Genomic DNA, 25,979 nt, shown 5'->3' with positions numbered 1-25,979 from the left:
TTTAAAATGAGTTATACGCCTAAGGTCGCGCCGCCATCTACACATAAATTATGCATCGTAATATGCCCCGCCTGGTCAGAAACCAAAAAGAGCACGGCATCCGCAATATCCGAAGGCTGAGCCATTTTTTTGAGCGGGATTCCCGTCTTAAATGTCTCAAGTGATCCTTTTATGACTTGCTCAGCTCCATTTTCATCGGCCCATAATGACCACTGCATGTCTGTTTCGGTTGATCCGGGAGATACAATATTGCAGCGGATATGATATTCTGCAAGCTCAAGGCCAAGACATTTCGTAAACATCACAGCAGCAGCCTTTGAAGAGGCATATGCCGCCATTGATGTCCTCGGCACACTGGCAGCATTCGATCCGACCGTTACAATCGAACCCGATCTCCGGTCCATCATATATTTGCTGACTGAACGCGAGACGTTAAACACGCCGGTCGAATTCACTGAGAACGTGGCCTCCCATTCCTCATCACTGAGTGTATGGATTAGTCCCGGGCGAAGGACACCCGCTACATTCACCAAAATATCGATCGGCCCCATTTCACGTTCGATGCGGGCCGTGATGTCGTCAATCGCCGCGCTGTCTCTCACATCCGCGGGAAAGGCTTCCGCATGGCAGCCATCTGCTTTAAGACTGTCCACAACCTTTTGCAGCTTTTCAGGATGATAATCAACTGCCGCAATGTGTGCGCCTTGACTGGCAAGCGTCCTAGCAACAGCTTCACCTATCCCTTGGGCAGCTCCTGTTATCAAAGCAATTTTGCCCTCTATACCCTTTGCATTCATGTCATCAATTCCTTTCTTCGCTTATGCCGGACGGACATCCAGCGAAAAAAACTGCTGTGCCTTGAAAAGAAAAGCACAATTTAGTGATAATGATTATCATTATCAATTATAAAAATAATCATATCCAATTGTCATGTGACAGTCAAATATAATTTCAATGACGAATATTTTATATGTAGAAGCGAGGCTGAGAATGTCTCAGCCCATTGACATATGCGGTCCGTCAGGATGAAGCGCAAAACGCAGCGCCCTGCTGACCAAAACAGGAAGAACCGAAATATGCCCTTCTCCTGAAAACTCGCAAAACTCTGCCCGCATGCCTTGTTCAGATAAAGCGGCCAGCCGTTCGTAAAGCTCCCTCGCATTATCGTTTATCCGGCTTTTATGATGCTGCTCCAATTCACCTGCAGCAAGCAGGATATTGATAGGCTGATTGTTGTTCTTGAAGCGGGAGGCGAAATGGCCCGTTTTCTCGAGAATAAATGGCTTATTCCAATGAATAGACGGACTTCCCGCGACATACGTTTGAAACGCATCCGGCGCTGTTAACAGCACCTGCAGCACGAACAGACCGCCAAGCGAGTGGCCAAAGATCGTTTGTCTGTTTCTGTCAATCTGGTAATCTCGTTCTATCTCCGGTTTTAGATCCTCCTCAATAAATCTGAAAAAGCCCTCTGCCCCGCCATGCTCCGGCCATTCTTTGCCGTCGGGTCTTTCCGGCAGCTTCGATTGAGCCGTCGGCATTGTAAAATCCCGGTGACGCGCTGAGGAGAACGGTTCTGCTGTCTCATAGCCAATGCCGACGATCACAGCAGGGATCACTCCGGTTTTTTCAGGACGGCGCCCCTGTATTCGAACAGCTTCCGCCATCGTTCCAAAGACAGAATTGGCATCCAGCAGATAAATAACCGGATAACCAGCGGGCGGCGGCGGGGTACTCGGTTTCGAAATGAAAATTTGGTAGGCACGGTTTTCATTGCGTGAAGATATCATACGCACTTCCGTCCCAGGAATGGTAAATGCGTTTTGCGTCCCGCCTTTCACTCTGTCTGTTGTTTTCTCATTCATGCAGTACGACATTCCTCTCCTTAAACTAAATCGCAATATATGATAATGATTTTCACTATCAACTAGACAACTCAAATAATAGGTTTTCTTCCAAAGAAAGTCAACTTTTTTCCAATTAAAAAAGGCACCTTCATCAAATAAGGTACCTAAAGGCTATTTATATGGAAATAAAAACCGGATAAAGATGCAGATTGTCCTACCTAAAATAGAACCTTAATCCCATGTAAATCTTTGATTTTGCCAAGGATCGCCTCTCATGTGATAGCCGTTCTGCTCCCAAAAGCCAGGGTGATTCTCTTTCGTAAATTGGATGCCGCGCAGCCACTTGGCGCTTTTCCAAAAATACAGATGCGGAAATACGCCCCGCAGCGGGAAGCCGTGTTCAGGCGTTAAAGGCTCGCCATTATGCGCATAAGCCAGGAGCGATGTTTCAGCCATGAAATCATCAAGCGGGAGATTGGTCGTCCAGCCCTCTTCCGCATGTAAAATGACGTAGCCCGCTTCTTCTTTAACACCCGCTTTTTCCGCTATATCTCGAGCCCGCACGCCTTGCCACACATTATCAAGCCTTGACCAGCCAGTGACACAGTGAATGTCATTTTTCGATTCGTACTGAGAAAAGGCCTTAACATCTTCGAAACTCAACAGCATCGGCTGGTCAACCAATCCATATACTTGCAGATTCCATTTGGTCATATCTTCGTAATATGGGACATTTCCAGTATGAAGCACAGGAAATGAGGTTGTGACGTTTTGATTTGGCGGCACTCTCCCAGATTGGTCAGTCTGTTTTGTTTTTCCAAAATACATATAGAGCCCTCCTTTTTGTTAACCTTATTTCAATTTATGTTGACAATATATCCGTTCTTTATTACTCTATGATTGTGTATGTCAACCTAAGGGGGAGCAACAATGAAACAACAAAAACTTCGTGCTGGAGATATGGCGCTGATCGGCATGTTCGCCGCACTTATGGCTGTCGGCGCCAACATTACATCAGTGGCACCCTTTTTACAAGTAGCCGGCATTCCGCTTTCAATGCAGCCATTCTTCTGTATTTTGGCGGGTTTGTTGCTCGGCAGCAAACGAGCAGGGATCGCCATGATTGTATATGCGCTTGTCGGATTGGCCGGAGCGCCTGTGTTTGCTCAATTTTCAGCGGGCTTCGCACCGTTTGCCGGAAAAAGCGGCGGATTTATTCTCTCATACATCCCAGCGGCGTATGCAGCTGGATGGTTTTTAGAACGCAAAATACAGCCGAGCAACATCCGATTTTTGATGGCTTCTCTTATCGGAACCGCCATCATGTATATCATCGGGACTACCTATATGTATCTTGCGCTGAAGCTGTGGATTCATACGCCAGTGAGCTACGGCACGGCTTGGGGCTTTATGACTTGGTTTATGGTCAAAGACACGGCGCTGGCTGTGGTGCTGGCGTTTATCGCACCTGCGATCTACCGCTCTATTCAAAAAGCAACCGGCTTTAATAGAAATCACATATCGTCCACGTAAAAAATCATTCTCTTGGACGGTTTTTTTATCATAACGAAAAAAGGCTCCCCAGTAAAGGAGAGCCTTTTTCCTATAAAACAATCGCCGCAATCCAGCCAAAGATGATAAGCGGAATATTATAAAATAAAAATGTAGGCACACAAGTGTCCCAAATGTGGTGATGCTGGCCGTCCGCACTCAAACCTGAAGTCGGTCCAAGTGTACTGTCGCTGGCAGGTGATCCGGCATCACCGAGCGCAGCAGCCGTTCCGATAATCGCAACCGTTGCCATCGGGCTGAAGCCGAGCTGCATGCAAAGAGGCACAAAGATCGTTGTGATAACTGGAATCGTCGCAAAAGAAGAACCGATTCCCATTGTAATGAACAAACCGACAATCAGCATCAGCAATGCGCCCACTAACTGGCTGTTCCCCATAATGCCAGCTGCTGTTTTAACCAGTGACTCTACATCTCCGGTTTTCGTCAATACATTTGAAAACCCGGCTGCAACGAGCATGACAAAACCGATAAAAGCCATTAAAACCATTCCGTCAGTAATCAGTGAGTCCGCTTCATCACGCTTCATCACACCGCTGACAAACAGAATGATCAGACCTGCCAGCGCCCCCATAATCATCCCTTCTACTCCCAAAGTCTGAGATAAATAGAGCTGGACGCCGAGTGACACTGCGATGGCAAGAACCGCGATGGCCAGGCTTTTTTTTGTATATGGAGAAGCATTCGTACTAGATATTTCTTTTGTTTCGTATGTTTTCGGTTTACGGAAGACGATGATTGAGATAATCAAACCTACAACCATACCCGCAACCGGGATCATTAAAGCGTAAGGAATATCACCGAGAGATACGTTTAATCCGGCAGCTTCTGCATTATCCTTGAGCATGCCTTGGAAGATTTGGCCGAAACCGACCGGCACTAAGATATAAGGCGCCGTTAAACCGAATGTAATCACACACGCAATCAGACGGCGGTCCATTTCAAGTTCATTAAAGATTTTCAACAGCGGCGGAATCAGCACCGGGATAAATGCGATGTGAACCGGAACCACGTTTTGCGAAAAGCAAGATATGATTAAAATAATCAGAACAATCAGCACTTTGGACAGTGCTTTTTTGCGGGTGTCTTCTTTATTTCCGATCAATTTAACGGAGGCTTCCACCATTGCGTCCGGAAGACCTGTTTTCGTTAAAGCCGCAGCAAACGCGCCAAGCATGGCGTAGCTGACTGCAACGGTGGCATTTCCGCCGAGCCCGTCTGTAAAAGCTTTAACCGTTTCTCCAAGCCCGAGCCCGCCTGTTAACCCGCCGGCAAGGGCCCCTATGATTAATGCGATAACGATATTGACACGCAGCAGGCTTAAAACAAGCATAAGCAGCACTGCGATGACGACTGCATTCATGATAACCCTCCATAAAAATCCTTTAGTTTGCTAATGTAGTAGATAAATAAAGTACGAACGTATCGTATCATAATCGCTACACTTTAGTCAACTAAAGATTTTGGAAGAAAAAATCCCCGCCGCATTCCGCAGCAGGGGTCCATCATTATTCGCTTTTATCTTCTTCCAATGTAAATCGCTCCGCCAGTGTGGCAAGTGTTCTGGCCATAACGCCGGTAGCCCCGGACGGCCCGAAGCAGGTTGCTTTATTTGAAGTCGCCGTGCCCGCAATATCAAGATGCACCCAAGGCGTTGCTTCGGCAAATTCACCAAGAAACGTTCCTGCCATAATCGCATGTCCTTCGCGTCCCGGCGAATTGCTGAGATCCGCCATTTGGCTGCTTTTCACACGTTTTTTATCCTTCTCTGTTATCGGCAGCTGCCAGATCGCCTCTCCGCATTCTTCCGCAGCATCAGCTACCTGCTGATAAAAGCTGTGATCATTTGTCATAGCTCCTGTCGTTTCTGTCCCTAATGCCACAACAACGCCGCCGGTTAACGTAGCTACATCCACAAGAACTGATGCCCCATGCTGTTTCGCATATGTAATGCCATCTGCAAGCACAAGCCTTCCTTCAGCATCCGTATTGAGGATTTCAATGGTTTTTCCGCTTAATGATACGATCACATCATCGGGCTTCATCGCCCCGCCGGAGATCATGTTATCGGTTGACGGAATGACAGCCAGCACGTTTTGCTCGGGACGAAGCTCTCCGATCGTTTCCATTGCGCCAAGAACCGCAGCTGCTCCTCCCATATCAGATTTCATGCCGACAATTCCAGATTTCGTTTTAATGGAGTAGCCGCCTGTGTCAAAGGTAATCCCTTTTCCGACAAGTCCGACGACATCTTCCCATTCCTTTTTGCCCTGATACTTCAAAACAAGCATTTTCGGGGGTTCGGCCGAGCCTTGGTTTACAGCAAGTATTCCGCCCATACCGAGCTCTTCCATCTCTGATTTCTCCAATATCTCACACTCAAAATCATATTTCGCCGCAAGCTCTTCTGCATAAGAAGCGAGGTCAGTCGCTGTCAGCATGTTTCCCGGCATATTCACTAGCGTTCTAGCCGAATTTGCCCCTTGCCCGTATGCCTGGCCGACGCGAAGTCCCGCCTGCACTTCTTGTGTGTCTTCATCTGTGACGGCGTACACGGCTTCGATTTGTTTGTCCGGCTCATTTGATTTGTGCTTATAATCCTGCACCTCATAGGATGCAAGCAGGCAGCTCTCAGCTAAAGCATGCGCGGCATCGGCTGCAGGCACGTCTTCCGAAATAAACGTGTCAAGCAGGACAGCCGCTTCTTGTTTCCGGTCTTTATGAATCGCTTGAAAAACATGGGCAAAACATTCCTTCGCCTGTTCAAACGAATAATTGGCTTCTCTCCCCAGACCAACGAAATAAATTCGTTTCATACCCGCAGAGGATGGAGGGAATACTTTTGATACTTGATTTGGTTTCGAAGAGACATCACCATCTTTCAAAAGCTGTGTCAGATGCCCTTCCAGCATTTCATCCATTTCCAGCGCTTTGCCTGACAGCTGGCTTTTTTGAAAAAGTCCAACCACAAGGGTTTCCGTATGCTCTAATTGCTGAATCGCATAAAACATATGCTTACACTCCTAACGTAATGGGTATTTGTTATGAACAATGGTATAATAGGAAAAACATTCTTTCCATTACACTTATTTTATCAAACAACAGTCTAAGACTTGTTTTTTTCTTTTGAAACACGAAGGATTTTTTCAAATAGAAAGGATGTCGCCAATGGAACTTTTAACAAATTTCCCTTTATTATCAAGCCTGGCCGCGATTGTTTTTGCTCAGGTCATCAAAGTGCCCATACAGTTTATCGCATCCAGAAAACTGGACTGGACGCTGGTAACAAGCACAGGCGGCATGCCGAGCTCCCACTCCGCAGCGGTTACCGCGCTTTCTACAGCCGTAGCCTTGGAGCATGGACTAAGCTCCTCTCTATTTGCAGTTTCCGCTATATTCGCCGTCATTACCATGTTTGACGCAACTGGCGTCAGACGGCATGCCGGTGAGCAGGCAACAGTCATCAATAAGCTTGTCATTGATTTTAACCGCTTCGTGAATGAAGCAAAGGACTTCCCGAAAGCCAAAGAAAAAGAAAAGCAAAAAAAGCTGAAGGAGCTTCTCGGACACCAGCCGATCGAGGTTTTTTTCGGAGGTTTAACAGGTATCTTACTAACATTGATACTCGCTTACTTATTTATGTAAAAAACGCTCCAGCGGTGGCTGGAGCGTTTTATTCTTTCACTGTTTTATATTGATTTCTGAATACTTGCAAAGATTTCGTTTCATTGAGCTTATCAAGCTCATCCTCAGTGACCTTTCCCGTTCCCTTTTTAATCACATATACATCAAGGGTTTTTTTGCCCCATTCATTGTACACATCTTTGACGGTTTCAAAGTACAAATCAAGGCGGTTTCCCTTAATAGCCGATCCTGTGTCTGCCACAACTCCAAGACCGTAGTTCGGAATGAATAAAATCGTGCCGATCGGGAAAACGGACGGATCAGCGGCAACCGTGGAGTATAAATCCCGTTTTACTTTCACACCTGAATATGTAAGCCCGTATAATGGGTCACCGGGCTTTTTTCCCGTCGATTCAGCTCCTGCCGTGTAGCCTGTTGCTGTTACTTTTTGGACCGGATACTCGTTCCAATCAAAAGCTTCTTCTAACGGTTTTGTTTTATCCTTGTCCGCGGACATGGTTTGTGTTTTTTTCAGCTGCAATGCTTTTAATGTCAGTCCTGCATGCTTCAAGTGCTTTTCTTGATGTTCCTGCACCCATTTCGACAAGTCCTTCGCTTCGATTCCTGACACTGATAAAAGTGTCGTGCCAAATGCAAGCAGAAATAAACAGGTCATCAGCAAACGTCTGATCATATTCAACATCATCCACCTCTCCTCCGAATCATTGTTCCCAATTGGAGAGAGCAATATTCAATATGGTGAATGAGCAAAGCACAAAAAAAAGCTTTCTTTAGGAAGAAAGCGGCATTTAAAACATTTGATATCCTCTTTTTCTAAGCATGTTGATCGCGATACCGGATACGACGGCGCCAGCCAAACCGCTGGCTAAAATCAGCACATCGGCAGCCGCTAATGACACGATACGATGAAACAGGCCAGCAAATGATTCTCCCGGCGACTGGATATAGCTGATCAGCTTTTCCTTGCTGATAATGAAAAGGCATACAATTGGATATATCACAGCCATAATCCAAGACATCCTCAGCAGCATGTTTAATAAGAAACCGATTCCAAAAAACAAAACAAAAAACAGAACAATTGAGATGATGACGACTGGCAGACTAATCAACCTATTCCACCCCCCTGCGTTGTTTTTAGTGTAACGCGGGGGCTGAAATAAAGTCAACGGCTGGAAAAAGAATGACTGTCTTTTCCTGTCCCCTGGCAAGATGGGCAAGTCTCTGAACCGCCGAGAATCAATTGAAAGTACCCTTTCCCTGAGCAAAATGGGCATGCATGTGAAGCGGTTGTCGTTGCAGTTTTCATCTGATCATCACCCTTTTTCTTAATTTTCTGATAATATAACATATTAGGCTGTCAACAATAAAGTTAGATCATGTGACAAATCTTTTCATGTAAGCGGAAACATATTCATTTTCCTCTTATTATCTTTTTATTTTGCCGTTTTTTAATAAAGAAAACCCGCGGAAGCGGGTTTTTAGAAAAATTTAAACTTGCCTTTTTTCAACGTCAGTCCAAGTCCGCCGATCAAAAACAGCGAGCGGTTATCGATGACTTTTTTCATAAACGAAGCCGGCGTGCCTTTCAGCTTTCTGCCATACACGACCCCAACCGCGTTATGCTCGCCAAGAGAAGCAACCGTTCCCTTAATGTCCGGTTTGAATTCCTCAAGATCTCCGCCTTTAATGAGCCTGCCAAGGTTTTTAGCAACCGTTATTCCCTGCTGCATCGCAATTTGCGCAGTCGGCGGATACGGGCGCTCTGTATCTTCATTCATAAACAGCGAGCTGTCACCGAGAATAAAGACATTGTCATGTCCGGGTGCGCGAAGATCAGGATTGACTTTGACCCGGCCGCGCATATTTTCAAAACCGGCTTCCTCTACAATCGGATGGCCGCGGACACCTGCCGCCCATACAACGGTTTGCGATTTGATTTGCTCTGGTTCGTCATCTTTTTTCCCGACTCTGACTCCTTCCGGTGTACATTCTTGCACAGCGGTGCCGATCTTAAACTCAACTCCGTTTTCCTCAAGATAATGGACGGCATAATCAACAAGCTCAGGATCAAAGCCCGGCAAAACGGTCGGCGCGGCTTCCACACATACGATTCGCACGAGGCTTCTGTCAATGTCATACTCCTTGCAGAGCTCCGGCACGCGGGCCGCCAGCTCGCCGAGAAATTCAATCCCCGTAAATCCGGCTCCGCCTACAACAATCGTTAACCTGTCCGGCCGTTTTTCCGCTTCCGTATTGTAAGTCGCAAACTGCAGCTCAATATGTTCCCGCAGCAGGCGCGACGTGTTGATGTTAGCGATCGGAAACGCATATTCTTTCAAACCTTTAATACCGAACGTCTCGGGCACCGCTCCGAGTCCGATGACTACATAATCGTACTTTAGCTCTCCATTCGCAAGCACAACTTTTTTCTCATCAATTTTGATTGCTTTTACGGTATCCTGTACAAAATTGACCCGCGACTGGTTGATTACATCTTTTATCTGATAACGGCAGCGGTCATGATGAAGCGTACCCGCGCTCGCTTCATGCATCCATGTCGTTTCATAATGATAATTGTGTTTATTGACAAGCGTAATATCAGCATCATTCGGTCCGACAAACTTTGTCAGCCTAGTTACCGTCATCAATCCGCCATATCCTGCACCTAAAATCACGATTTTGGGCTTATTCAATGCCATCACATCCACCTTCTCTTTTTTGCTTTTGTTAGACGCATAATAAAATCATCATTTGTGTTAGCTTCAGCTTATTGGCGGGATTTTATGAAATATATTGAAAAGTTTTTTGTGAAGTCCTTACGCATAGAACTACTATCATACTTATCCGACTGGCCCAAGAAACATTCAGAAAAAGATCAATTCATTTGGTTATCATCGTATCGGCCTACGGAAAATTTTTCAAGAATGAATGCGCACTTTATACACTTACGATTTTTTCTGCTGACTCGTCAATTTGAACGGCAATATGGTATAATTAATAACAATTTTCATTTAGGAGGCCATTTTCGTATGCGAGAGGATACAACGGTTTATGATATTACCATTATAGGCGGGGGACCGGTCGGCTTATTCACCGCTTTTTACGGAGGAATGAGACAGGCAAGCGTCAAAATTATCGAAAGCCTGCCTCAACTCGGCGGACAGCTTAGCGCCCTATACCCTGAAAAGTATATATATGATGTAGCGGGGTTCCCGAAAATCCGCGCACAAGAACTTATCAATAACCTAAAAGAGCAAATGGCGAAATTCGACCAAACCATTTGTCTGGAGCAAGCGGTTGAATCTGTTGAAAAACAAGCGGACGGCGTGTTTAAGCTTGTGACAAATGAAGAAATCCACTACTCCAAAACAGTGATCATCACTGCAGGAAACGGCGCATTCAAACCGAGAAAGCTGGAACTTGAAAATGCAGAGCAGTATGAAGGCAAAAACCTTCACTACTTCGTTGACGATTTGCAAAAATTCGCCGGCAGACGGGTTGCGATCCTTGGCGGCGGAGATTCAGCGGTTGACTGGGCGCTTATGCTTGAGCCAATCGCAAAAGAAGTATCCATCATTCACCGCCGCGATAAGTTCCGCGCGCACGAGCACAGTGTGGAAAACCTTCATGCGTCGAAGGTTAATGTCCTGACACCATTCGTCCCTGCGGAGCTGATCGGGGAAGACAAAATTGAACAGCTAGTGCTTGAAGAAGTGAAAGGCGATCGCAAAGAGATTTTAGAAATTGATGACTTAATCGTCAACTACGGTTTCGTTTCATCTCTTGGACCGATTAAAAACTGGGGTCTGGACATCGAGAAAAATTCTATTGTCGTCAAATCAACAATGGAAACAAACATCGAAGGCTTCTTTGCCGCAGGTGACATTTGCACATACGAAGGAAAAGTCAACCTGATCGCAAGCGGCTTCGGCGAGGCGCCGACAGCAGTGAACAACGCCAAAGCTTACATGGATCCAAAAGCCCGTGTACAGCCTCTTCACTCAACAAGTCTTTTTGAAAACAAATAATAAAAAAAGGAGTTTGTGTCAGCGACACAGCTCCTTTTTTATTTGAAGATATTGATGTAATTCATCGCAGTTCCAATAACCAGCGCAATCACAAGGGCTGCGACGATCCAGATCATTGCCATGATAATGCGATCTTGGATCTTTTGCGACTTCGGTGTTTTTCCTTCATTTTGAGTCATCTGATTCGCTCCTTTCACACGTTCATGTCATAAAGAAAGCCTGGTGCTGAACGACCAAGCTTTGCTGAACGTATATGATTCGCGTTTTGATCCGCTCCCTAAGACCATTCGTTAAAACTATCATACCCAAACTCACTGTGCATGACAAGCATCGGCGCTTGCCCACACCTGTAAGCAAATAAAAACGTTTGACATCCTAAATAAAACAGAGTACATTATACAAGGCGAACATTTCATTTATTATTCTTTTAAATATTCGTTTTTAGGAGTGAAAAACATGGAAAACGTATTTGATTACGAAGATATTCAGCTAATTCCTGCAAAATGCATTGTGAACAGCCGTTCAGAATGCGATACATCCGTACGTTTAGGCGGACGCACATTTAAATTGCCCGTCGTTCCTGCCAATATGCAGACGATTATAGATGAAAAGCTAGCCATTCAATTAGCCGAAAATGGCTACTTTTATGTGATGCACCGATTTGAGCCTGAAACACGAATTGATTTTATGAAAGATATGAACGCACGCGGATTATTCTCTTCTATCAGCGTGGGCGTCAAAGATGAGGAGTATGAATTTGTCCGCCAGCTGGCAGAAGAAAACCTGACTCCCGATTACGTGACAATTGACATTGCGCACGGTCATTCAAATGCCGTTATCGAAATGATCCAGCATCTCAAAAAACATTTGCCGGACAGCTTTGTCATTGCCGGCAATGTCGGAACGCCGGAAGCGGTCAGAGAGCTTGAAAATGCGGGAGCGGATGCCACTAAGGTCGGCATCGGTCCGGGAAAAGTATGTATTACGAAAATCAAAACCGGCTTCGGCACAGGTGGCTGGCAGTTAGCGGCGCTGCGCTGGTGCGCCAAAGCAGCCAGCAAACCGATTATCGCAGATGGCGGCATCCGCACACATGGCGATATCGCAAAATCAATCAGATTTGGCGCAACGATGGTCATGATCGGTTCACTATTTGCCGGACATGAAGAATCACCAGGCCAAACGATCGAAAAAGACGGAGAGCTCTACAAAGAGTACTTCGGCTCAGCCTCTGAATTCCAAAAAGGCGAAAAGAAAAATGTAGAAGGCAAAAAAATGCACGTGGCGCATAAAGGCTCTATCAAGGATACACTGATTGAAATGGAACAGGATCTGCAATCTTCTATTTCTTATGCAGGTGGAACGAAGCTTGACGCGATCCGCAATGTGGATTATGTGATTGTGAAGAATTCGATTTTTAATGGGGATAAGTATTAAAAATAAAAAACGCCAAGTCAGCGGTTCGCCGCTTGACTTGGCGTTTTCTGTTATTAGCACTCTTCAGGCTTACCAGCATTCGTCGCTGTTCTAAACGAAGAACCGCAGCCGCATGAGGCGATGGCATTTGGGTTGTCGATGGTGAAACCGCCGCCAAGCATGGATTGTTTAAAATCAATGATGGTGCCGTTCATGATATCAAGGCTGTCCTTGTCAACGAGAACAGTGATGCCATGTTCCTCAAATACACTGTCTTTTTCACCTTTTTCATGTTCAAAGCCCATACCGTATGAAAGGCCGCTGCAGCCGCCGCCTTTTACGCCTACTCGTAAAAGCGCGTTTTCTTCTTCATGCTCTTTCATCATATCTTTTATATGCAAAGCAGCTGCTTCTGTAATTGTTACCGGGTTGCTCATCATTATGAACCTCCTTTTAAAAACCGGATGTTGTCTTTTATTATAAACATGATTCGTTCAATTCTCAAACGAGGTGTTTTACAAAAAATAGACACCCTCGCAAACGGTCTCAGCCGGCCCTGTCATCATCACATGGCCGTTGTCTTTCCAGTTAATCACCAAATCTCCGCCTGCTAAATGCACCGTGATGTCCTGATTTCGTTTTGATACACCGTTTAACACAGATGCAACCGCAGCTGCACATGCTCCTGTCCCGCATGCCTGAGTAATACCTGATCCCCGTTCCCAGACGCGGAAATGCAACTCATGATCATTCACGGTTTCGACGAATTCCACATTGACGCCTTCCGGAAATCTCGGATCTTTTTCAATCACCGGTCCTAGTGTCGTCAGAGGTGCCTGTTCAATGTCAGCGATCGGAAAAACGATATGGGGATTTCCCATTGAAACGGCAGTGCCTGTTAGTTCAACTTCACCAAATGCCATCGTTTCATTGATCGTGTGCTCTTCCCCGCCGTCAAGCATCGGAAGCTCCGCTTTTGTCAGGCGCGGTTCGCCCATATCGACAGTAACCACATTCACTTTCCCATTTTCAACTTGAACCTCCGCTCTCACAAGCCCGGAGAGGGTTTCAATCAGAAAAGATGTTTCCTCAACCAGCTTATGCTCATACGCGTATTTTGCGACGCAACGCAAACCATTGCCGCAATTTTTCCCTTCAGACCCGTCATTATTAAAAATCCGCATTTTAACAGGCGCTTGATCTGAAGGGCATATCAGGATCATTCCGTCGGAACCGATCCCTGTATAAACAGAAGAAACCTGAATTGCAATCTCAGACAGTTTTTCTTCCGGGAGCTGCTCTTCAAATTGATTCACATAGATATAGCTGTTACCCAGACCGTGCATTTTGGTAAATCGAAATGAATTCATAGGTGCCTCCAACTTTTTTTCTTTTTCTTAGTATAAAAGCTATTATAAACGGACACAATATAATTATCCCCCGTTTTTCATACATAAAAGCTCCTTGCAAATCGCAAGGAGCTTTTATCGTTTATATAAACATGCCGGCAATGGCTGCGCTGAGCAGATTGGCTAATGTTCCCGCAAGAACAGCCTTCAGGCCGAGGCGCGCGATATCCGAACGGCGGCTAGGCGCTAAACCGCCAAGCGTACCAAGCATAATCGCAATTGATGAAAAATTGGCGAATCCGCATAACGCGAAGCTGATAATCGTAGCGGTTTTCTTAGAAAACTCACCGATGTGCGGACCGAAGTTAGAATAAGCGACAAACTCATTCAGCACCAATTTCTGGCCGATATAACTTCCTGCCTGCAACGCTTCATGCCAAGGAACGCCAATTAAAAAGGCGATTGGAGAAAACACATAGCCGAGAATGGATTCTAATGTGACACCTTTTAAGCCGAACAAGCCGAATACTCCGCCAAGAACACCGTTTACTACGGCGATTAATGCAACGAACGCAAGCAGCATCGCTCCGACGTTTAAGGCAATTTGCAGTCCGGTTGACGCTCCCTTTGCAGCTGCGTCAATGACATTGGCTGCGCCTTCTCCTTCATCCATTTTGAAATCGCTTTTTACGGTTTGCGGCTTTTCTGTTTCGGGTATAATCAATTTACCAAAGACAAGGCCAGCCGGAGCAGCCATAAAGCTGGCCGCAAGCAAGTATTCAATCGGGATACCGAGAAGCGCGTATCCAAACAAGGTTGAACCCGCAACAGCCGATAGACCGCTCGTCATAATCGTGAACAATTCAGAGCGCGTCAGACCGGCAATCAGGGGCCTGATCACTAATGGAGATTCGGATTGTCCCACAAAAATATTAGCAGAAGCCGCAAGAGATTCCGTTTTGCTTGTCCCAAGAAGCTTCGACAATCCGCCCCCGATGACACGGAAAACGAGCTGCATGATTTTCAAGTGATATAAAACGGCAATCAGTGCTGAGAAGAAAATGATAACGGGCAGTACACTTAAGGCAAATGCCGGACTGTCGCCGACTTTTAGAAGCGGTCCAAAAATAAAGCTGATGCCTTCATTCGCATAATCAATCAGAAGCTGTACACGGCTTGAAAACCATAAAAAAACAGCGCGTCCCGCTTCCCATTTTAACACGATGTATCCAAACGCCACCTGTATGCATAAACCAACGATGACGGTTCTTATTTTAATATTGCTTTTCTTTTCTGAAAATAAAAACGCGATAGCAATGATCGCAACTGCGCCCAGCAGTCCCCAGAGAACACTCATGAATACACCTACACCTCTTAACATTTATTTAAAACAAATCTTTTATACGATAACAATAATCGTTTTTGATGTCTACACATTTTTTTAGTTCTTTTGGACGACAAAATAAAAAGGGCCTGTCCAGGCCCTTTTCTTCAAAACATTGGGTTTTCTTCAATAAATGTATATATATTCTCAACAAGCTCAGCAGGCGTTTCACCCATGACGACTTCTCCGTTTACAAGAGCGAAAAGCGACTCCATGCATTTCCCGCAGTAGCTTAAGCAGCCGTATTCGAGGACATCCAGGTTTGGATCTTTCTCCAAAATCGCCCGGGCTTCCTGAGAGCCGTGAGCCAGATTGCTGACACAAAATTCAATCATTGGATTCATGCGGTTTCACCTCACATATGTCCATTATCGCGAATTTTTCACCATTCGTCAAAGACAATGGATTCTTCAAAATTTATTATCGCAACATATCATTTCCAGAATAACGTTTTACTAATTTGCGCTTTCAGGCTAATTTGTAGGTTATTTTCAAACTATTATTGTGATTTTAGATCAAATTCGATATAATTCTAGATGTTATTTTACATAGTTCGTATTTTCTTCAATGTGTCTATCATACTCTTCGGATTAAAGGGGAATTCAAATGAAAAAATTGGTCTTGATCGGCGGAGGTTACGGGAATATGCGTGTTCTTCATCGCTTATTGCCAAACCAGCTGCCTGATGATGTTTTAATCACGTTAATTGACAGAAATCCTTATCACTGCTTGAAAACAGAATATTATGCCCTTGCCGCAGGCACAATTTCTGACCATCATATCAGAGTGTCATTCCCAGAGCACCCTCGCCTGGATGTCCAATACGGAGATATCTCATCAATTGATATTGCACAAAAACAAGTGCTGTTCCATGATCGTGAACCGATTTCTTACGATGACGCCGTGATCGGGCTCGGCTGTGAGGATAAATATCACAACGTGCCGGGAGCGCCTGAATTCACCTATAGCATTCAAACCATCGACCAGTCCCGAGAAACTTATCAAAAGCTGAATAACCTGAGCGCTAATGCCACTGTCGCCATTGTCGGCGCGGGCTTAAGCGGCGTTGAGCTTGCAAGTGAATTGAGGGAAAGCCGTGACGACCTGAACATTATTTTGTTTGACCGCGGCGATCTCATTTTATCAAGCTTTCCCGAGCGTTTGAGCAAATATGTGCAAAAATGGTTCGAAGAGCACGGTGTCCGCATTATTAACAGGGCAAATATCACCAAAGTAGAAGAAGGCGTTGTGTATAACCACGATGATCCGATTTCTGCGGACGCCATCGTATGGACCGCTGGCATACAGCCGAACAAAGTCGTCAGGAATTTAGATGTGGAGAAGGATGCACAAGGGCGTATCGTATTAACGCCGCATCACAATCTTCCCGGTGATGAACATTTGTACGTTGTCGGTGATTGCGCCAGCCTTCCTCATGCACCGAGCGCTCAGCTTGCAGAGGCTCAAGCAGAGCAGATTGTCCAAATCTTGCAAAAACGCTGGAATGGAGAAGCCCTTCCAGAGTCAATGCCGCAGTTTAAGCTGAAAGGCGTTCTTGGCTCACTTGGAAAAAAATCCGGCTTCGGCCTTGTTGCTGACCGTCCGCTGATCGGCCGTGTTCCGCGCATGCTGAAATCCGGCTTGCTGTGGATGTATAAACACCATAACGGTTAATGATAGAGAAGAACCGCTGATCTTGTCAGCGGTTTTAATGATTACAGACGGCTGAAACGGTTTTAGTTTTAGCCGGTTTCATCTTTTCAGCGTGTTTGAAAACCCTTGAAGTCTAGGAAAGGCGAGCATTGGAGCGGAGCGAATGTTTTAATTCGTGAGCACCAACGCACAAGCTTGACAACGAATACGAGGGTTTGTCCACACGCTGGAACCGCTGATCTTGTCAGCGGTTTTCTGTATACCCATACTTCTCCATTTCCTTATAGACGTCTTTTAATGTCGGATTGCCTTCACCGACAATTTTGTCTTCTACGAGAACAAGAGGATAAAAATACTCATCATTTCTGATTTTTTCCGCAAGCTCTTTCTCTTGTTTATTGTCAGGCGGCTCATAAATATCGATATATTGCATCGCAAAAGGCTGATTTGGATATTTTCTTTTCAGCGCAGCCTCAAGCCACTCGTACGTATCTTTGGCTGTCGGCATATTGACACAGCTTGCACAAATGGTTTCTGCGCCGTAGACGCTGAGCATGACTGGTTTTGTCACTGATAAACGCCCCCTTCTCCCTGTAGTCCTTTCTTTTCAGTATACAGAGCCAAAAGACGTTTTGATAGAAAAAAACCGTTTTTGTGTTCAAGTCTGAATGTGCTATAATAGGGAAAGCAACTTTTCAAACTAAACAATAGATTTTTATTGTTACACTGAATATAATGGTTTTATGATGACGAAAGGAGCGAATGTCATGACTGAAGTTGAAATGAAAGAACAGGTGCAGGAAGTACTGGACAAACTTCGTCCGTTTTTACTTCGTGACGGCGGTGACTGTGAGCTTGTAGACATAGATGAAGGTATCGTTAAGCTTCGTCTTCTAGGCGCATGCGGCAGCTGTCCAAGTTCAACAATTACGCTGAAAGCCGGAATTGAACGCGCTCTTCTTGAAGAAGTGCCGGGTGTCGTTGAAGTAGAACAAGTCTTTTAATAAAGCAGCCAGGCTGATATTTGATCAGCCTGGCTTTTTTATTAGAGATATTGATCAAACCATGAGCTGATATAATTTAGGCGCTTGATCCGCTGCCCCGGGTGTCCGCTGCGTGACAAATTGTGCGACGCTTTTGGAAAACGGACGAGCATGGTGTCCTTGCCCATTTTTTTCAAGGCGATAAATAGTTGCTCCGCCTGCTCAATCGGGCACCGGTCATCTCGCTCGCCATGCAGAATCAATAGCGGTGTCTCCACGTTTGCTGCGTATTTTAAAGGGGAACGGTCCCAGAGCTTTTCTGTGTCTGCAAACATGTCATGCTCAAGCTGCCAGTCTGTGAAGAAATAGCCGATATCACTGACGCCGTGAAAGCTGACCCAATTTGATATCGAACGCTGGGTGACGGCGGCTTTAAAGCGATTCGTCTGTCCAACGATCCAGTTGGTCATAAAGCCTCCATAGCTTCCGCCCGTGACACCTACCCGCTCAGGATCAAGCTGCGGATCTCGTTTGATGGCCTCATCCACTGCCTGCATCACATCCTCATAATCCTTTCCTCCATAATCTCCTCTGACGGCATTCACGAATTCCTGGCCGTAGCCGTGGCTTCCTCTCGGATTGATATACACTACCGCGTATCCTTTCGCCGCCAGCACTTGAAATTCATGAAAATATGTATGCCCGTACATCATGTGCGGACCGCCGTGTATGTTGAGAATAAGAGGATATGATGTTTCCTCTTCAGTCTGTGCAGGCTTCATCAGCCAGCCGTTCACCGTCACGCCGTCTTCTGTGACATATTGAATATCTTCAGGTATTGACATCGTATGCTCGCCGACAAACTTGTCATTCACGCCAGTCAGGCGTTTCTCTTTCTGCCCAAGCGGGATGCTGTAAAGCTCACTCGGTCTGTCCGGCGTTGTCACACTCGCAATAAAGTGTTGTTCGTCAGGTGAAATGGAAAAACTATTGATGTACTCTTTTTCGATACGAATCGGATACACAAGGCCTTCAATAGATATATAGTAGATTCCCGTACTGCCTTGATCTGTGCCGATGACATAAAACCCTTGGCTGTCTTTTGTCCAAACCGGGCGCTGCTCGGCACCTCCGATCAATGAATCTCCAATGAGCGCATCCGCTAAATGAACGTCAAGCATTTCAGTCAGACATGTAAGGCAGTCTTGTTCGAGATCATAAAGCCACGCCTTTTCGAGCGTTGCATTCTGATATTCCTGTTCATGCCCAAGCAAAGCAAGATACCTTCCGTCCGGTGAAAATGAGCTTGGTCCGAATGAGCCGCGATGAGACGTAATCACCTTGAAATCCCCAGTCTCGAGCGACATCATGCAGACGTCATGCGGCTTGCTGGCATCATCCGCTTCCGTCAGATCAGCTGAGAAAACAAGCGATTTGCCATCAGGAGAAAAAGCAGGATCACCGTGATCAGCTTTGCGGTTTGTCAGCTGCTTTACCTCGCCACTCTTCAAGTTGACAAGCACTAGTTGGGCATACGCACCTCTTGTCAGCCCTTTACCGTCCCGTTTATAGGAAAGGCCTTGCACTTCCACAGGTTCAAAGCTGTCCGGCTCTTTTTTCTCTTGATCATCAATCCTTTCCTCCCCTCCCAAACTGACAGTGACAAGCACCGACTCGCCATCCGGGGACCATACCGGCTTTGACACGCCATACGGTATATTCGTCAGCTTTCTCGCTTCTCCGCCTTCAGCGCTCATGAGATAGAGCTGTGCTGTATCGTCTTCACGATCAGAAATAAAGGCAAGCGTACGCCCGTCCGGAGACCATCTTGGGTCCGTACTCTGCTTTTCTCCATATGTCCAAGGAACAGACCTGCCGGTTTTCGTTTCATAGACCCATATATTTGATGTATACGAATCTTTCTCTTGATTCACTTGCGACTGCACGTATGCGGCACGGCTGCCGTCTGGGGCGTATTGAGGATCGGTCACAGAGACAATCGCTGTGATGTCTTCTGCGGTTATCAGCTTTTTCATATTCATCTCCTCCTTTTTACATGTATTTCGTTTTTCTAAATAAAAACTCCTTTATCTCCAGCAGAAAAAAAGCGTCCTCCGCTGACGCTGAGGAACGCTTGGCATATTCTATACACTTTTTACTTGATATAAAGGATTTCGCTCTATTATACTTCCCTCTTTTGGAACGGTCAAAGCGTCTACTTCGCAATGAGGGAAATGAAGCGTGAGCTGCTCTTTCAGCTTTGCTCCCTTTCCTTTTTCAGTCATCACGAGAATCGTCGGGCCTGCTCCGCTGAGAGCCGTTCCATATGCGCCCTTCATCTCGGCGACGTGTTCTACTTTTGACAATTCGGGGACAAGCATCGCCCTGTACGGCTGATGGAACATATCCTTCTTCATGATTTTCCCGACAAGCGGCCAATCCTTGGACATGATCGCAGCAACGAGCAAATTGCTGACGGCACTTGCTTTTACAGCGTCCGCATACGGAAACTCTTTCGGAAGCACGTCTCTTGCGTCCCTTGTCAGCACCTCGTAAAAAGGAATAACAACGACAATGTCAATGTCAGCATCCGGGACACGGATCATTTGTGTCTCGTCATCTTCATGCAGGCCGATGACAAGCCCGCCAACGAGAGAAGCGCCCGCATTATCCGGGTGTCCTTCTTCAAGGCTGGCTAAATGCAGCTTGTCCGCTTCAGACAGCTTTAAGCCGCATAATTCATCAGCCAGTTCAATGGCCGCTACAATCGCCGCGGCGCTGCTGCCAAGGCCGCGGGCGAGCGGGATATCGCTCCATACCTTCACATGGACAGGCGGCATTTCTTTTCCGTACAAATCTGCTGTCCGTTTTGCCACTTGATAGATCAGATTATCTGTACCCGCCGGAATTCCGGCGACTGTTTCTGTTTCAGCTTCAAAAGACCATTTGTCGCTTCCAAAGACGGTCAGCTTCAAATACCTGCTGAGCGCCATTCCGACTGAATCAAAACCCGGGCCTAGGTTAGCCGTGCTTCCGGGAACAGTGACCGTGAACAGCATGCCGGCTTCGTTCATACACGGGCCGCTCCTTTTAAATATTCAAGAATGCTGTCTTCATCAGTCGGCAATGTGACCGGCTTGATTTCTGAAATGTCGACCGCTGTGTTCGGATCTTTCAGTCCGTTTCCTGTTAAAACAGCGACGACCTTGCTGCCTTTCGGAATGTCTCCGGACTTCACCTGTTTCAACACTCCTGCGATAGACGCGCAAGAACCCGGTTCTGCAAACACACCTTCTTCACGGGCGATCAGCTGATACGCGTGAAGGATTTCATCATCAGTGACTTCGTCAATTTTCCCGTTGGATTCCTCAGCTGCCTTTACAGCTTTGTCCCAGCTTGCAGGGTTTCCGATACGAATGGCTGTCGCTATTGTTTCCGGATTTTCAATTACTTCATTGCGCACAATTGCCGCCGCGCCTTCCGCTTCAAATCCGCGCATTTTCGGAAGGCCAGTGCCGTTTTTCTCATGATATTCCTTGAATCCCTTCCAGTATGCCGTAATGTTTCCTGCGTTTCCGACCGGGATGGCCAAAACATCCGGCGCTTCTCCCAGCTGTTCGCACACTTCGAAGGCAGCTGTTTTTTGGCCTTCAATACGGTAAGGATTAACTGAGTTGACAAGGGCAATCGGTGATTTCTCACAGATGGAGCGGACAATTTTAAGCGCATCGTCAAAGTTTCCGTCAATAGCGATAATTTCAGCTCCGTACATGACAGCTTGAGCCAGTTTTCCAAACGCGATTTTGCCGTTCGGGATGATCACGATGCATTTCATGTTAGCGCGGGCTGCATATGCAGCCGCAGCAGCGGAAGTGTTTCCTGTAGACGCGCACATAATCGTGTCGTTGCCTTCTTCTTTTGCTTTCGCCACAGCCATGACCATTCCGCGGTCTTTAAATGACCCTGTAGGATTGATGCCTTCCGTTTTGACATGAAGTTCAATTCCCAGCTGTTCAGACAGCTTCGGCAGGTAAATAAGAGGTGTGTTTCCTTCATGTAAAGTAAGCGCCGGTGTTTGATCTGTTACAGGTAAAAATTCTTTATATTGATGGATTAGTCCTTTCCACATTAACTCCAACCGTTCCCTTCTACACGATATGTGCTTTTGACTTCTTGAACGACTTCCAAATCATTTAGGTTTTGCAGGATATCACTGAAATCAGCTTCTGATGTATGGTGCGTGACAATCACGATTTCTGCTAACTCATCATGGCCTTTAATCGGCAGCTGAAGGATCTTTTCAAAGCTCACGCCCCGTTCTGAGAAGACAGACGTAATTTTCGAGAATGAACCGACCTGATCTTTAACATGAATTCTTAAAAATTGCTGCGCGTAAATGTCTGACGGAGACTTCATGTTTTTCTCGTATTGCGGCCCAACAAAGCTGTTGCCGGTTACGCCGAGGCGCATATTTTTCATGACGGCGACAAGATCAGAAACAACGGATGTCGCAGTCGGCATGCTTCCGGCTCCCGGTCCGTAGAACATCGTCTCACCGACAGCCTCGCCGTATACGTAAACGGCGTTAAACTCATTATGCACAGCAGAAAGCGGATGGTGGTCAGGAAGCAGTGTCGGCTGTACGCTGACTTCAATTTTGCTGCCGTCACGCTGCGCAATCCCGATCAGCTTCATCGTATAGCCGAGGCGTTTGCTGAAGCTGATGTCCTCGTCTGTAATTTGGGAGATTCCCTTTACTTTGACGTCGTCGAGATCCACGTTCATCGAGAAGCCGAGGCGCGCCAATATCGCCATTTTTCTTGCGGCGTCAAGCCCTTCCACGTCTGAAGTCGGATCAGCTTCGGCAAAACCGAGATCCTGCGCTTCCTTGAGCACTTCCTCGTAAGGGCTTTTTTCTTTGATCATTTTTGTTAAGATAAAGTTCGTTGTTCCGTTCACGATCCCCATCATTTTTGTAATCCGGTCTGATGAGAGGCCTTCCTCTAACGTGCGCAGAATCGGAATCCCGCCGGCAACACTGCCTTCAAAGTAGATGTCACAGCCATTTTCCTTCGCTTCCGCAAGCAGCTCGGAACCGTACACAGCCATTAAATCCTTGTTTGCTGTGACAACATGCTTTTTGGATCTGAGCGCATCGACCAAATATTGTTTTGTCTGCTCCACTCCGCCAATTACCTCGATAACGACATCAACATCTGGATCATCGATGACATCATACACTTCTGTCGTGAGCACTTCCTTCGGCAAGTCTACTTCTCTCTTTTTCTCTAGATCTTTTACAAGCACTTTTTTTATCGTAACCGGACAGCCGACTTGATGCATCAGCTTATCCTGATGGTCTTGAATAATTTTAACGACACCGCTTCCGACGGTACCTAAACCTAAAAGCCCTACACGAATCGCTTTCAAAAAAACTCCACCTTTCGTTTAATTGTCCTCTCAAAAAAGACAATTGTTAACTCAACACAGACATATAAGTTACAAACATTATATAAGCCCGCTCTTGTTTTGACAAGATAGCAATAGGCTGAATTTTACGAATGTAAACGCTTAACCTACTGATATGACAAGATTCTTTATTTTCTAATTATTTTTGTCAGATTTTCTCCTCATCCGCGGCTTCCTTTGCCGAGCCAGCTTACGCGGGGAACAAATGGCTTCTGCGCCCGCATATTCATGAATTCCTGTGCTGTATTAAGAAATTGTTCATAGCGTCCGCAATCATTCAGAATGAAGTCAAGCTGCTCTTCATAATAATGCTTTTCTGATTCTGATGACATGTAGTAGCTCTCCACGATTTCAAAATAATGAAGCGGAAAGAGCAGACGGCTGTACAGGAGACGTTTTGAAAACGAAGACAGCGGTGTGATTTTCTCGTATTCCTGTAAAAAGAGAAAGCCCTGCTGATTAAAATCTTGTCTGTGATGCAAAAACGTATGCCTCATATACTCAGCCAAATCGCGTGAAGCGTGGTCAAATACCCAATCCGCAGGAATCCTGATCAAAGATTCGGATGACCACGTATGTCTTTCCATCCGCTGATGGCATATCGTTCCAGAATCAGCGGCTTGGGGTTTGTCATCCAGCTCAGTGTCCACTAAATATTGTATCGCGTTTTCTGACAGTCCTAAATAATATGGAAATGATTCGATCATTTTTTTGTCGAATGGCTCGTGCGGAGGAGTTTGAACCTTTCGCTGCCAAAACACTTCCAGCTGATCAATGCGTTTTCCCCACAAATCTTTCCACTGGCCGATTCTTCCGGCTGCTTTCACTTCATACGGGTACCCTCTGCCTTTTCGGTGAAATTCAGCCAGTTCCGCCCCAATGGAGAACGCCCGGTTTGAATAAGGTGGTGCCGCTTTTAGCAGAGCGTACGTTTTTCCCTCATGTTCAAATGTCAGCTCACCTTGTTTTGTAAAGATAAAAATCGGAACGTATGGGTCACTTTGTTCTTGTAAATACTGACTCATGTAATAAAGCTCCGCCAACTCTGTATCTGAGAATTGGGAAACGGGGACAATCAGAAAGAATGAATTCGGTGTCTGAAAGCATTGATATGTGTGTTGATACATGGAAAGCTGTCTGATATGAATACCATATTTTTCTTTTATTGTGCCTTTCACCATGATCACCTGCCTATTGAATTAGGGCTCATCACATCGTAGTCATACACGTCCGGAATTATGAATACATATTTTAATCCGACGAAGACGCAAGAAAAAGTCGTAAACATCTCAAATATTTTGTATAAACTAGTAAAAAAGATTGGGTGAAACTGATGTCAGAAAACGAACAAATCAGCCAGATGGAAGCAAAAGCAAGAGCACGGATGAAGGAGCGCGGCGTTGAGGTGTCAGACATTGCCGAGCTAGTCTTTTTCCTGCAAAAAAAATATCATCCGGATTTACACATTGATGAATGCACGTTGAACGTCAATCGCGTTCTCGCAAAACGCGAGGTGCAAAACGCGATTTTAACGGGCATTGAATTGGATGTTCTTGCTGAGCAGAAAAAACTGTCTGAACCAGTGCAAACGATGCTGGAAACAGATGAAAGTTTATATGGAGTGGATGAAGTTCTGGCATTTTCCATCGTGAATATTTACGGATCAATCGGGTTTACGAACTACGGTTACATCGATAAAGAAAAACCCGGAATCCTTAAACATTTGAATGATAAATCAACCGGCGAATGCCATACCTTTCTAGATGACATCGTCGGAGCGATTTCCGCGGCGGCCTCAAGCAGGCTCGCACACCGCGCGCGGCACACAGAATAAGGGCACCCTTTTGGGGCGCCCTTTTTTAAATGTATGGAATCCATTCAGTCAGTGAGTCAATGGCGTAAGCCGGTTTTTCCAAATCGTCTGTCATATGCTCTCTTTTTGTTACGCCTGTGTGCACAAGCAGCGTATCCATACCGGCGTTAATGCCGGCCATAATGTCCGTCGCGTAGTTGTCGCCGACCATGAGTGTTTCGGACACATCCGTTCCGAGAACGCGCATCGCCTGCTCCATAATGATGGATTCCGGCTTGCCGATAAATACCGGCTGTACGCCTGTGGATACGGTTAATACAGATGTCAGCGAACCGTTTCCAGGCAGGAGGCCTCTTTCGGTGGGGATCGCAATATCTCCGTTTGTGGAAATAAAGCGGGCGCCATTTCTGATGGCCAGGCAGCCGACAGCAAATTTTTCGTATGTAATGGAACGGTCAATACCAACAACGACAAAATCCGCGTTTTCCCCGCCAAACGTCAGGCCGTTTTCTTCAATCGCCTGACGGATTCCTTCTTCCCCGATCACATACACAGACGCGTCTTTTTTCTGCTGGGCGATATGCTGGGCAGTCGCCATGCTGGTCGTGAAGACCTGCTCTTCCGTTGCAGGAATATCAAAAGACACGAGCTTGTCCGCCACCTGCTTCGGTGTGCGCGAAGAGTTGTTTGTCACGAAAAGATAAGGAACGCCGCGCGCTTTCAGCGTTCTGACAAATTCACACGCTTCCTCGATTTTTTCCGTGCCATTGTACATTGTTCCGTCTAAATCAATTAAATACCCTTTATATGTTTTCATGTCCAA

General features: G+C 46.0%; 28 protein-coding genes. 7 read left to right on the top strand and 21 right to left on the bottom strand.

Going from position 1 to position 25,979, the window contains the following annotated elements:
* Positions 1 to 11 precede the first annotated feature (11 nt).
* The 3 genes from JMN17_RS11700 to JMN17_RS11690 all read right to left on the bottom strand — a co-directional run bounded on the left by JMN17_RS11700 (position 12) and on the right by JMN17_RS11690 (position 2,675).
* Positions 12 to 797, bottom strand: coding sequence for a 2,3-dihydro-2,3-dihydroxybenzoate dehydrogenase (locus JMN17_RS11700; RefSeq protein ID WP_087993299.1), 786 nt, complete (start codon positions 795 to 797; stop codon positions 12 to 14).
* Between the two features lie 198 nt (positions 798 to 995).
* Positions 996 to 1,865, bottom strand: coding sequence for a ferri-bacillibactin esterase BesA (besA, locus tag JMN17_RS11695; protein WP_087993300.1), 870 nt, complete (start codon positions 1,863 to 1,865; stop codon positions 996 to 998).
* A 213-nt stretch (positions 1,866 to 2,078) separates the two neighbouring features.
* Positions 2,079 to 2,675 carry a sulfite oxidase-like oxidoreductase gene (locus tag JMN17_RS11690; RefSeq protein WP_087993301.1) on the bottom strand — a complete coding sequence of 199 codons (597 nt, stop codon included), beginning with the start codon at positions 2,673 to 2,675 and terminating at the stop codon, positions 2,079 to 2,081.
* A 102-nt stretch (positions 2,676 to 2,777) separates the two neighbouring features.
* On the opposite strand from JMN17_RS11690, the gene JMN17_RS11685 reads away from it, so the two are divergent.
* Complete coding sequence (locus tag JMN17_RS11685; RefSeq protein WP_087993302.1) at positions 2,778 to 3,380, top strand: biotin transporter BioY; 603 nt, start codon at positions 2,778 to 2,780, stop codon at positions 3,378 to 3,380.
* A gap of 70 nt (positions 3,381 to 3,450) precedes the next feature.
* Here the strand turns inward: JMN17_RS11685 and JMN17_RS11680 are convergent, their stop codons facing one another.
* Positions 3,451 to 4,779: a Na+/H+ antiporter family protein gene (locus JMN17_RS11680; protein WP_087993303.1), complete on the bottom strand. Its 1,329-nt coding sequence runs from the start codon at positions 4,777 to 4,779 to the stop codon at positions 3,451 to 3,453.
* A 145-nt stretch (positions 4,780 to 4,924) separates the two neighbouring features.
* Positions 4,925 to 6,427, bottom strand: a complete 1,503-nt coding sequence (locus JMN17_RS11675) for a leucyl aminopeptidase (protein WP_087993304.1) — start codon at positions 6,425 to 6,427, stop codon at positions 4,925 to 4,927.
* A 157-nt stretch (positions 6,428 to 6,584) separates the two neighbouring features.
* On the opposite strand from JMN17_RS11675, the gene JMN17_RS11670 reads away from it, so the two are divergent.
* Positions 6,585 to 7,061, top strand: a complete 477-nt coding sequence (locus tag JMN17_RS11670; protein WP_087993305.1) for a divergent PAP2 family protein — start codon at positions 6,585 to 6,587, stop codon at positions 7,059 to 7,061.
* A gap of 28 nt (positions 7,062 to 7,089) precedes the next feature.
* On the opposite strand, the gene spsC is transcribed toward JMN17_RS11670, so the two are convergent.
* The 4 genes from spsC to JMN17_RS11650 all read right to left on the bottom strand — a co-directional run bounded on the left by spsC (position 7,090) and on the right by JMN17_RS11650 (position 9,760).
* Entirely contained in the window at positions 7,090 to 7,746 is a 657-nt protein-coding gene (gene spsC / locus JMN17_RS11665; protein WP_087993306.1) for a stationary phase survival protein SpsC, read from the bottom strand.
* Between the two features lie 103 nt (positions 7,747 to 7,849).
* A complete protein-coding gene (locus JMN17_RS11660; protein WP_148963995.1) occupies positions 7,850 to 8,170 on the bottom strand; it encodes a YuiB family protein in 321 nt (106 codons plus the stop codon).
* A gap of 53 nt (positions 8,171 to 8,223) precedes the next feature.
* Positions 8,224 to 8,367 (bottom strand): YuiA family protein, encoded by a 144-nt coding sequence (locus JMN17_RS11655; RefSeq protein ID WP_003243733.1) that lies wholly within the window; start codon positions 8,365 to 8,367, stop codon positions 8,224 to 8,226.
* 172 nt (positions 8,368 to 8,539) lie between these two features.
* Positions 8,540 to 9,760, bottom strand: a complete 1,221-nt coding sequence (locus JMN17_RS11650; RefSeq protein ID WP_202328125.1) for an NAD(P)/FAD-dependent oxidoreductase — start codon at positions 9,758 to 9,760, stop codon at positions 8,540 to 8,542.
* 330 nt (positions 9,761 to 10,090) lie between these two features.
* Here JMN17_RS11650 and yumC point away from each other — a divergent pair, with 330 nt between their 5' ends.
* Positions 10,091 to 11,089 (top strand): ferredoxin--NADP reductase 2, encoded by a 999-nt coding sequence (gene yumC / locus JMN17_RS11645; protein WP_087993309.1) that lies wholly within the window; start codon positions 10,091 to 10,093, stop codon positions 11,087 to 11,089.
* 38 nt (positions 11,090 to 11,127) lie between these two features.
* Here the strand turns inward: yumC and JMN17_RS11640 are convergent, their stop codons facing one another.
* On the bottom strand, positions 11,128 to 11,268 hold the full coding sequence (locus tag JMN17_RS11640; RefSeq protein ID WP_087993310.1) for a hypothetical protein: 141 nt from the start codon (positions 11,266 to 11,268) through the stop codon (positions 11,128 to 11,130).
* A 277-nt stretch (positions 11,269 to 11,545) separates the two neighbouring features.
* Between JMN17_RS11640 and guaC the strand changes: the two genes are divergently transcribed.
* On the top strand, positions 11,546 to 12,526 hold the full coding sequence (guaC, locus tag JMN17_RS11635) for a GMP reductase (RefSeq protein ID WP_148963998.1): 981 nt from the start codon (positions 11,546 to 11,548) through the stop codon (positions 12,524 to 12,526).
* A 53-nt stretch (positions 12,527 to 12,579) separates the two neighbouring features.
* Here the strand turns inward: guaC and JMN17_RS11630 are convergent, their stop codons facing one another.
* From JMN17_RS11630 to JMN17_RS11615, 4 genes are all read right to left on the bottom strand, one after another.
* Entirely contained in the window at positions 12,580 to 12,942 is a 363-nt protein-coding gene (locus JMN17_RS11630; RefSeq protein WP_087993342.1) for a HesB/IscA family protein, read from the bottom strand.
* Positions 12,943 to 13,020: 78 nt separating this feature from the next.
* Entirely contained in the window at positions 13,021 to 13,875 is an 855-nt protein-coding gene (dapF, locus tag JMN17_RS11625) for a diaminopimelate epimerase (RefSeq protein ID WP_087993315.1), read from the bottom strand.
* Positions 13,876 to 13,996: 121 nt separating this feature from the next.
* On the bottom strand, positions 13,997 to 15,211 hold the full coding sequence (locus JMN17_RS11620) for a NupC/NupG family nucleoside CNT transporter (protein WP_148964001.1): 1,215 nt from the start codon (positions 15,209 to 15,211) through the stop codon (positions 13,997 to 13,999).
* Between the two features lie 134 nt (positions 15,212 to 15,345).
* Positions 15,346 to 15,582, bottom strand: coding sequence for a YuzB family protein (locus JMN17_RS11615; RefSeq protein ID WP_087993317.1), 237 nt, complete (start codon positions 15,580 to 15,582; stop codon positions 15,346 to 15,348).
* A 262-nt stretch (positions 15,583 to 15,844) separates the two neighbouring features.
* On the opposite strand from JMN17_RS11615, the gene JMN17_RS11610 reads away from it, so the two are divergent.
* The gene (locus tag JMN17_RS11610) at positions 15,845 to 16,912 is read left to right on the top strand and encodes an NAD(P)/FAD-dependent oxidoreductase (RefSeq protein WP_087993318.1); all 1,068 of its coding nucleotides are present in this window, start codon (positions 15,845 to 15,847) and stop codon (positions 16,910 to 16,912) included.
* A 223-nt stretch (positions 16,913 to 17,135) separates the two neighbouring features.
* On the opposite strand, the gene JMN17_RS11605 is transcribed toward JMN17_RS11610, so the two are convergent.
* Positions 17,136 to 17,462, bottom strand: coding sequence for a YuzD family protein (locus tag JMN17_RS11605; RefSeq protein ID WP_087993319.1), 327 nt, complete (start codon positions 17,460 to 17,462; stop codon positions 17,136 to 17,138).
* A 136-nt stretch (positions 17,463 to 17,598) separates the two neighbouring features.
* Here JMN17_RS11605 and JMN17_RS11600 point away from each other — a divergent pair, with 136 nt between their 5' ends.
* Positions 17,599 to 17,895 carry a NifU family protein gene (locus JMN17_RS11600; RefSeq protein WP_250621913.1) on the top strand — a complete coding sequence of 99 codons (297 nt, stop codon included), beginning with the start codon at positions 17,599 to 17,601 and terminating at the stop codon, positions 17,893 to 17,895.
* A gap of 41 nt (positions 17,896 to 17,936) precedes the next feature.
* On the opposite strand, the gene JMN17_RS11595 is transcribed toward JMN17_RS11600, so the two are convergent.
* From JMN17_RS11595 to cotNH, 5 genes are all read right to left on the bottom strand, one after another.
* A complete protein-coding gene (locus JMN17_RS11595) occupies positions 17,937 to 19,910 on the bottom strand; it encodes a S9 family peptidase (RefSeq protein WP_202328124.1) in 1,974 nt (657 codons plus the stop codon).
* A 108-nt stretch (positions 19,911 to 20,018) separates the two neighbouring features.
* Positions 20,019 to 20,948, bottom strand: a complete 930-nt coding sequence (thrB, locus tag JMN17_RS11590) for a homoserine kinase (protein ID WP_087993321.1) — start codon at positions 20,946 to 20,948, stop codon at positions 20,019 to 20,021.
* Positions 20,945 to 22,003 (bottom strand): threonine synthase, encoded by a 1,059-nt coding sequence (gene thrC / locus JMN17_RS11585; protein ID WP_087993343.1) that lies wholly within the window; start codon positions 22,001 to 22,003, stop codon positions 20,945 to 20,947. Before thrC ends, thrB begins: the two co-directional genes overlap by 4 nt.
* Positions 22,003 to 23,304: a homoserine dehydrogenase gene (locus JMN17_RS11580; protein WP_202328123.1), complete on the bottom strand. Its 1,302-nt coding sequence runs from the start codon at positions 23,302 to 23,304 to the stop codon at positions 22,003 to 22,005. The genes thrC and JMN17_RS11580 overlap by 1 nt, the downstream gene beginning before the upstream one ends.
* 200 nt (positions 23,305 to 23,504) lie before the next feature.
* On the bottom strand, positions 23,505 to 24,524 hold the full coding sequence (gene cotNH, locus JMN17_RS11575; protein WP_202328122.1) for a spore coat-associated protein CotNH: 1,020 nt from the start codon (positions 24,522 to 24,524) through the stop codon (positions 23,505 to 23,507).
* A 152-nt stretch (positions 24,525 to 24,676) separates the two neighbouring features.
* Between cotNH and JMN17_RS11570 the strand changes: the two genes are divergently transcribed.
* Complete coding sequence (locus JMN17_RS11570; RefSeq protein ID WP_087993324.1) at positions 24,677 to 25,177, top strand: phosphatidylglycerophosphatase A family protein; 501 nt, start codon at positions 24,677 to 24,679, stop codon at positions 25,175 to 25,177.
* Between the two features lie 25 nt (positions 25,178 to 25,202).
* On the opposite strand, the gene nucF is transcribed toward JMN17_RS11570, so the two are convergent.
* On the bottom strand, positions 25,203 to 25,973 hold the full coding sequence (gene nucF, locus JMN17_RS11565) for a 5' nucleotidase NucF (protein ID WP_087993325.1): 771 nt from the start codon (positions 25,971 to 25,973) through the stop codon (positions 25,203 to 25,205).
* Between the last annotated feature and the right edge of the window lie 6 nt (positions 25,974 to 25,979).

Origin of the sequence: Bacillus sp. RHFS10 (assembly GCF_016757475.1) — a bacterium.
In the GTDB taxonomy this organism is placed as follows: Bacteria; Bacillota; Bacilli; order Bacillales; family Bacillaceae; genus Bacillus; species Bacillus subtilis_G.
Note: the sequence above shows the minus strand (reverse complement) of the source record. Positions and strands in the feature narration are given on the sequence as shown.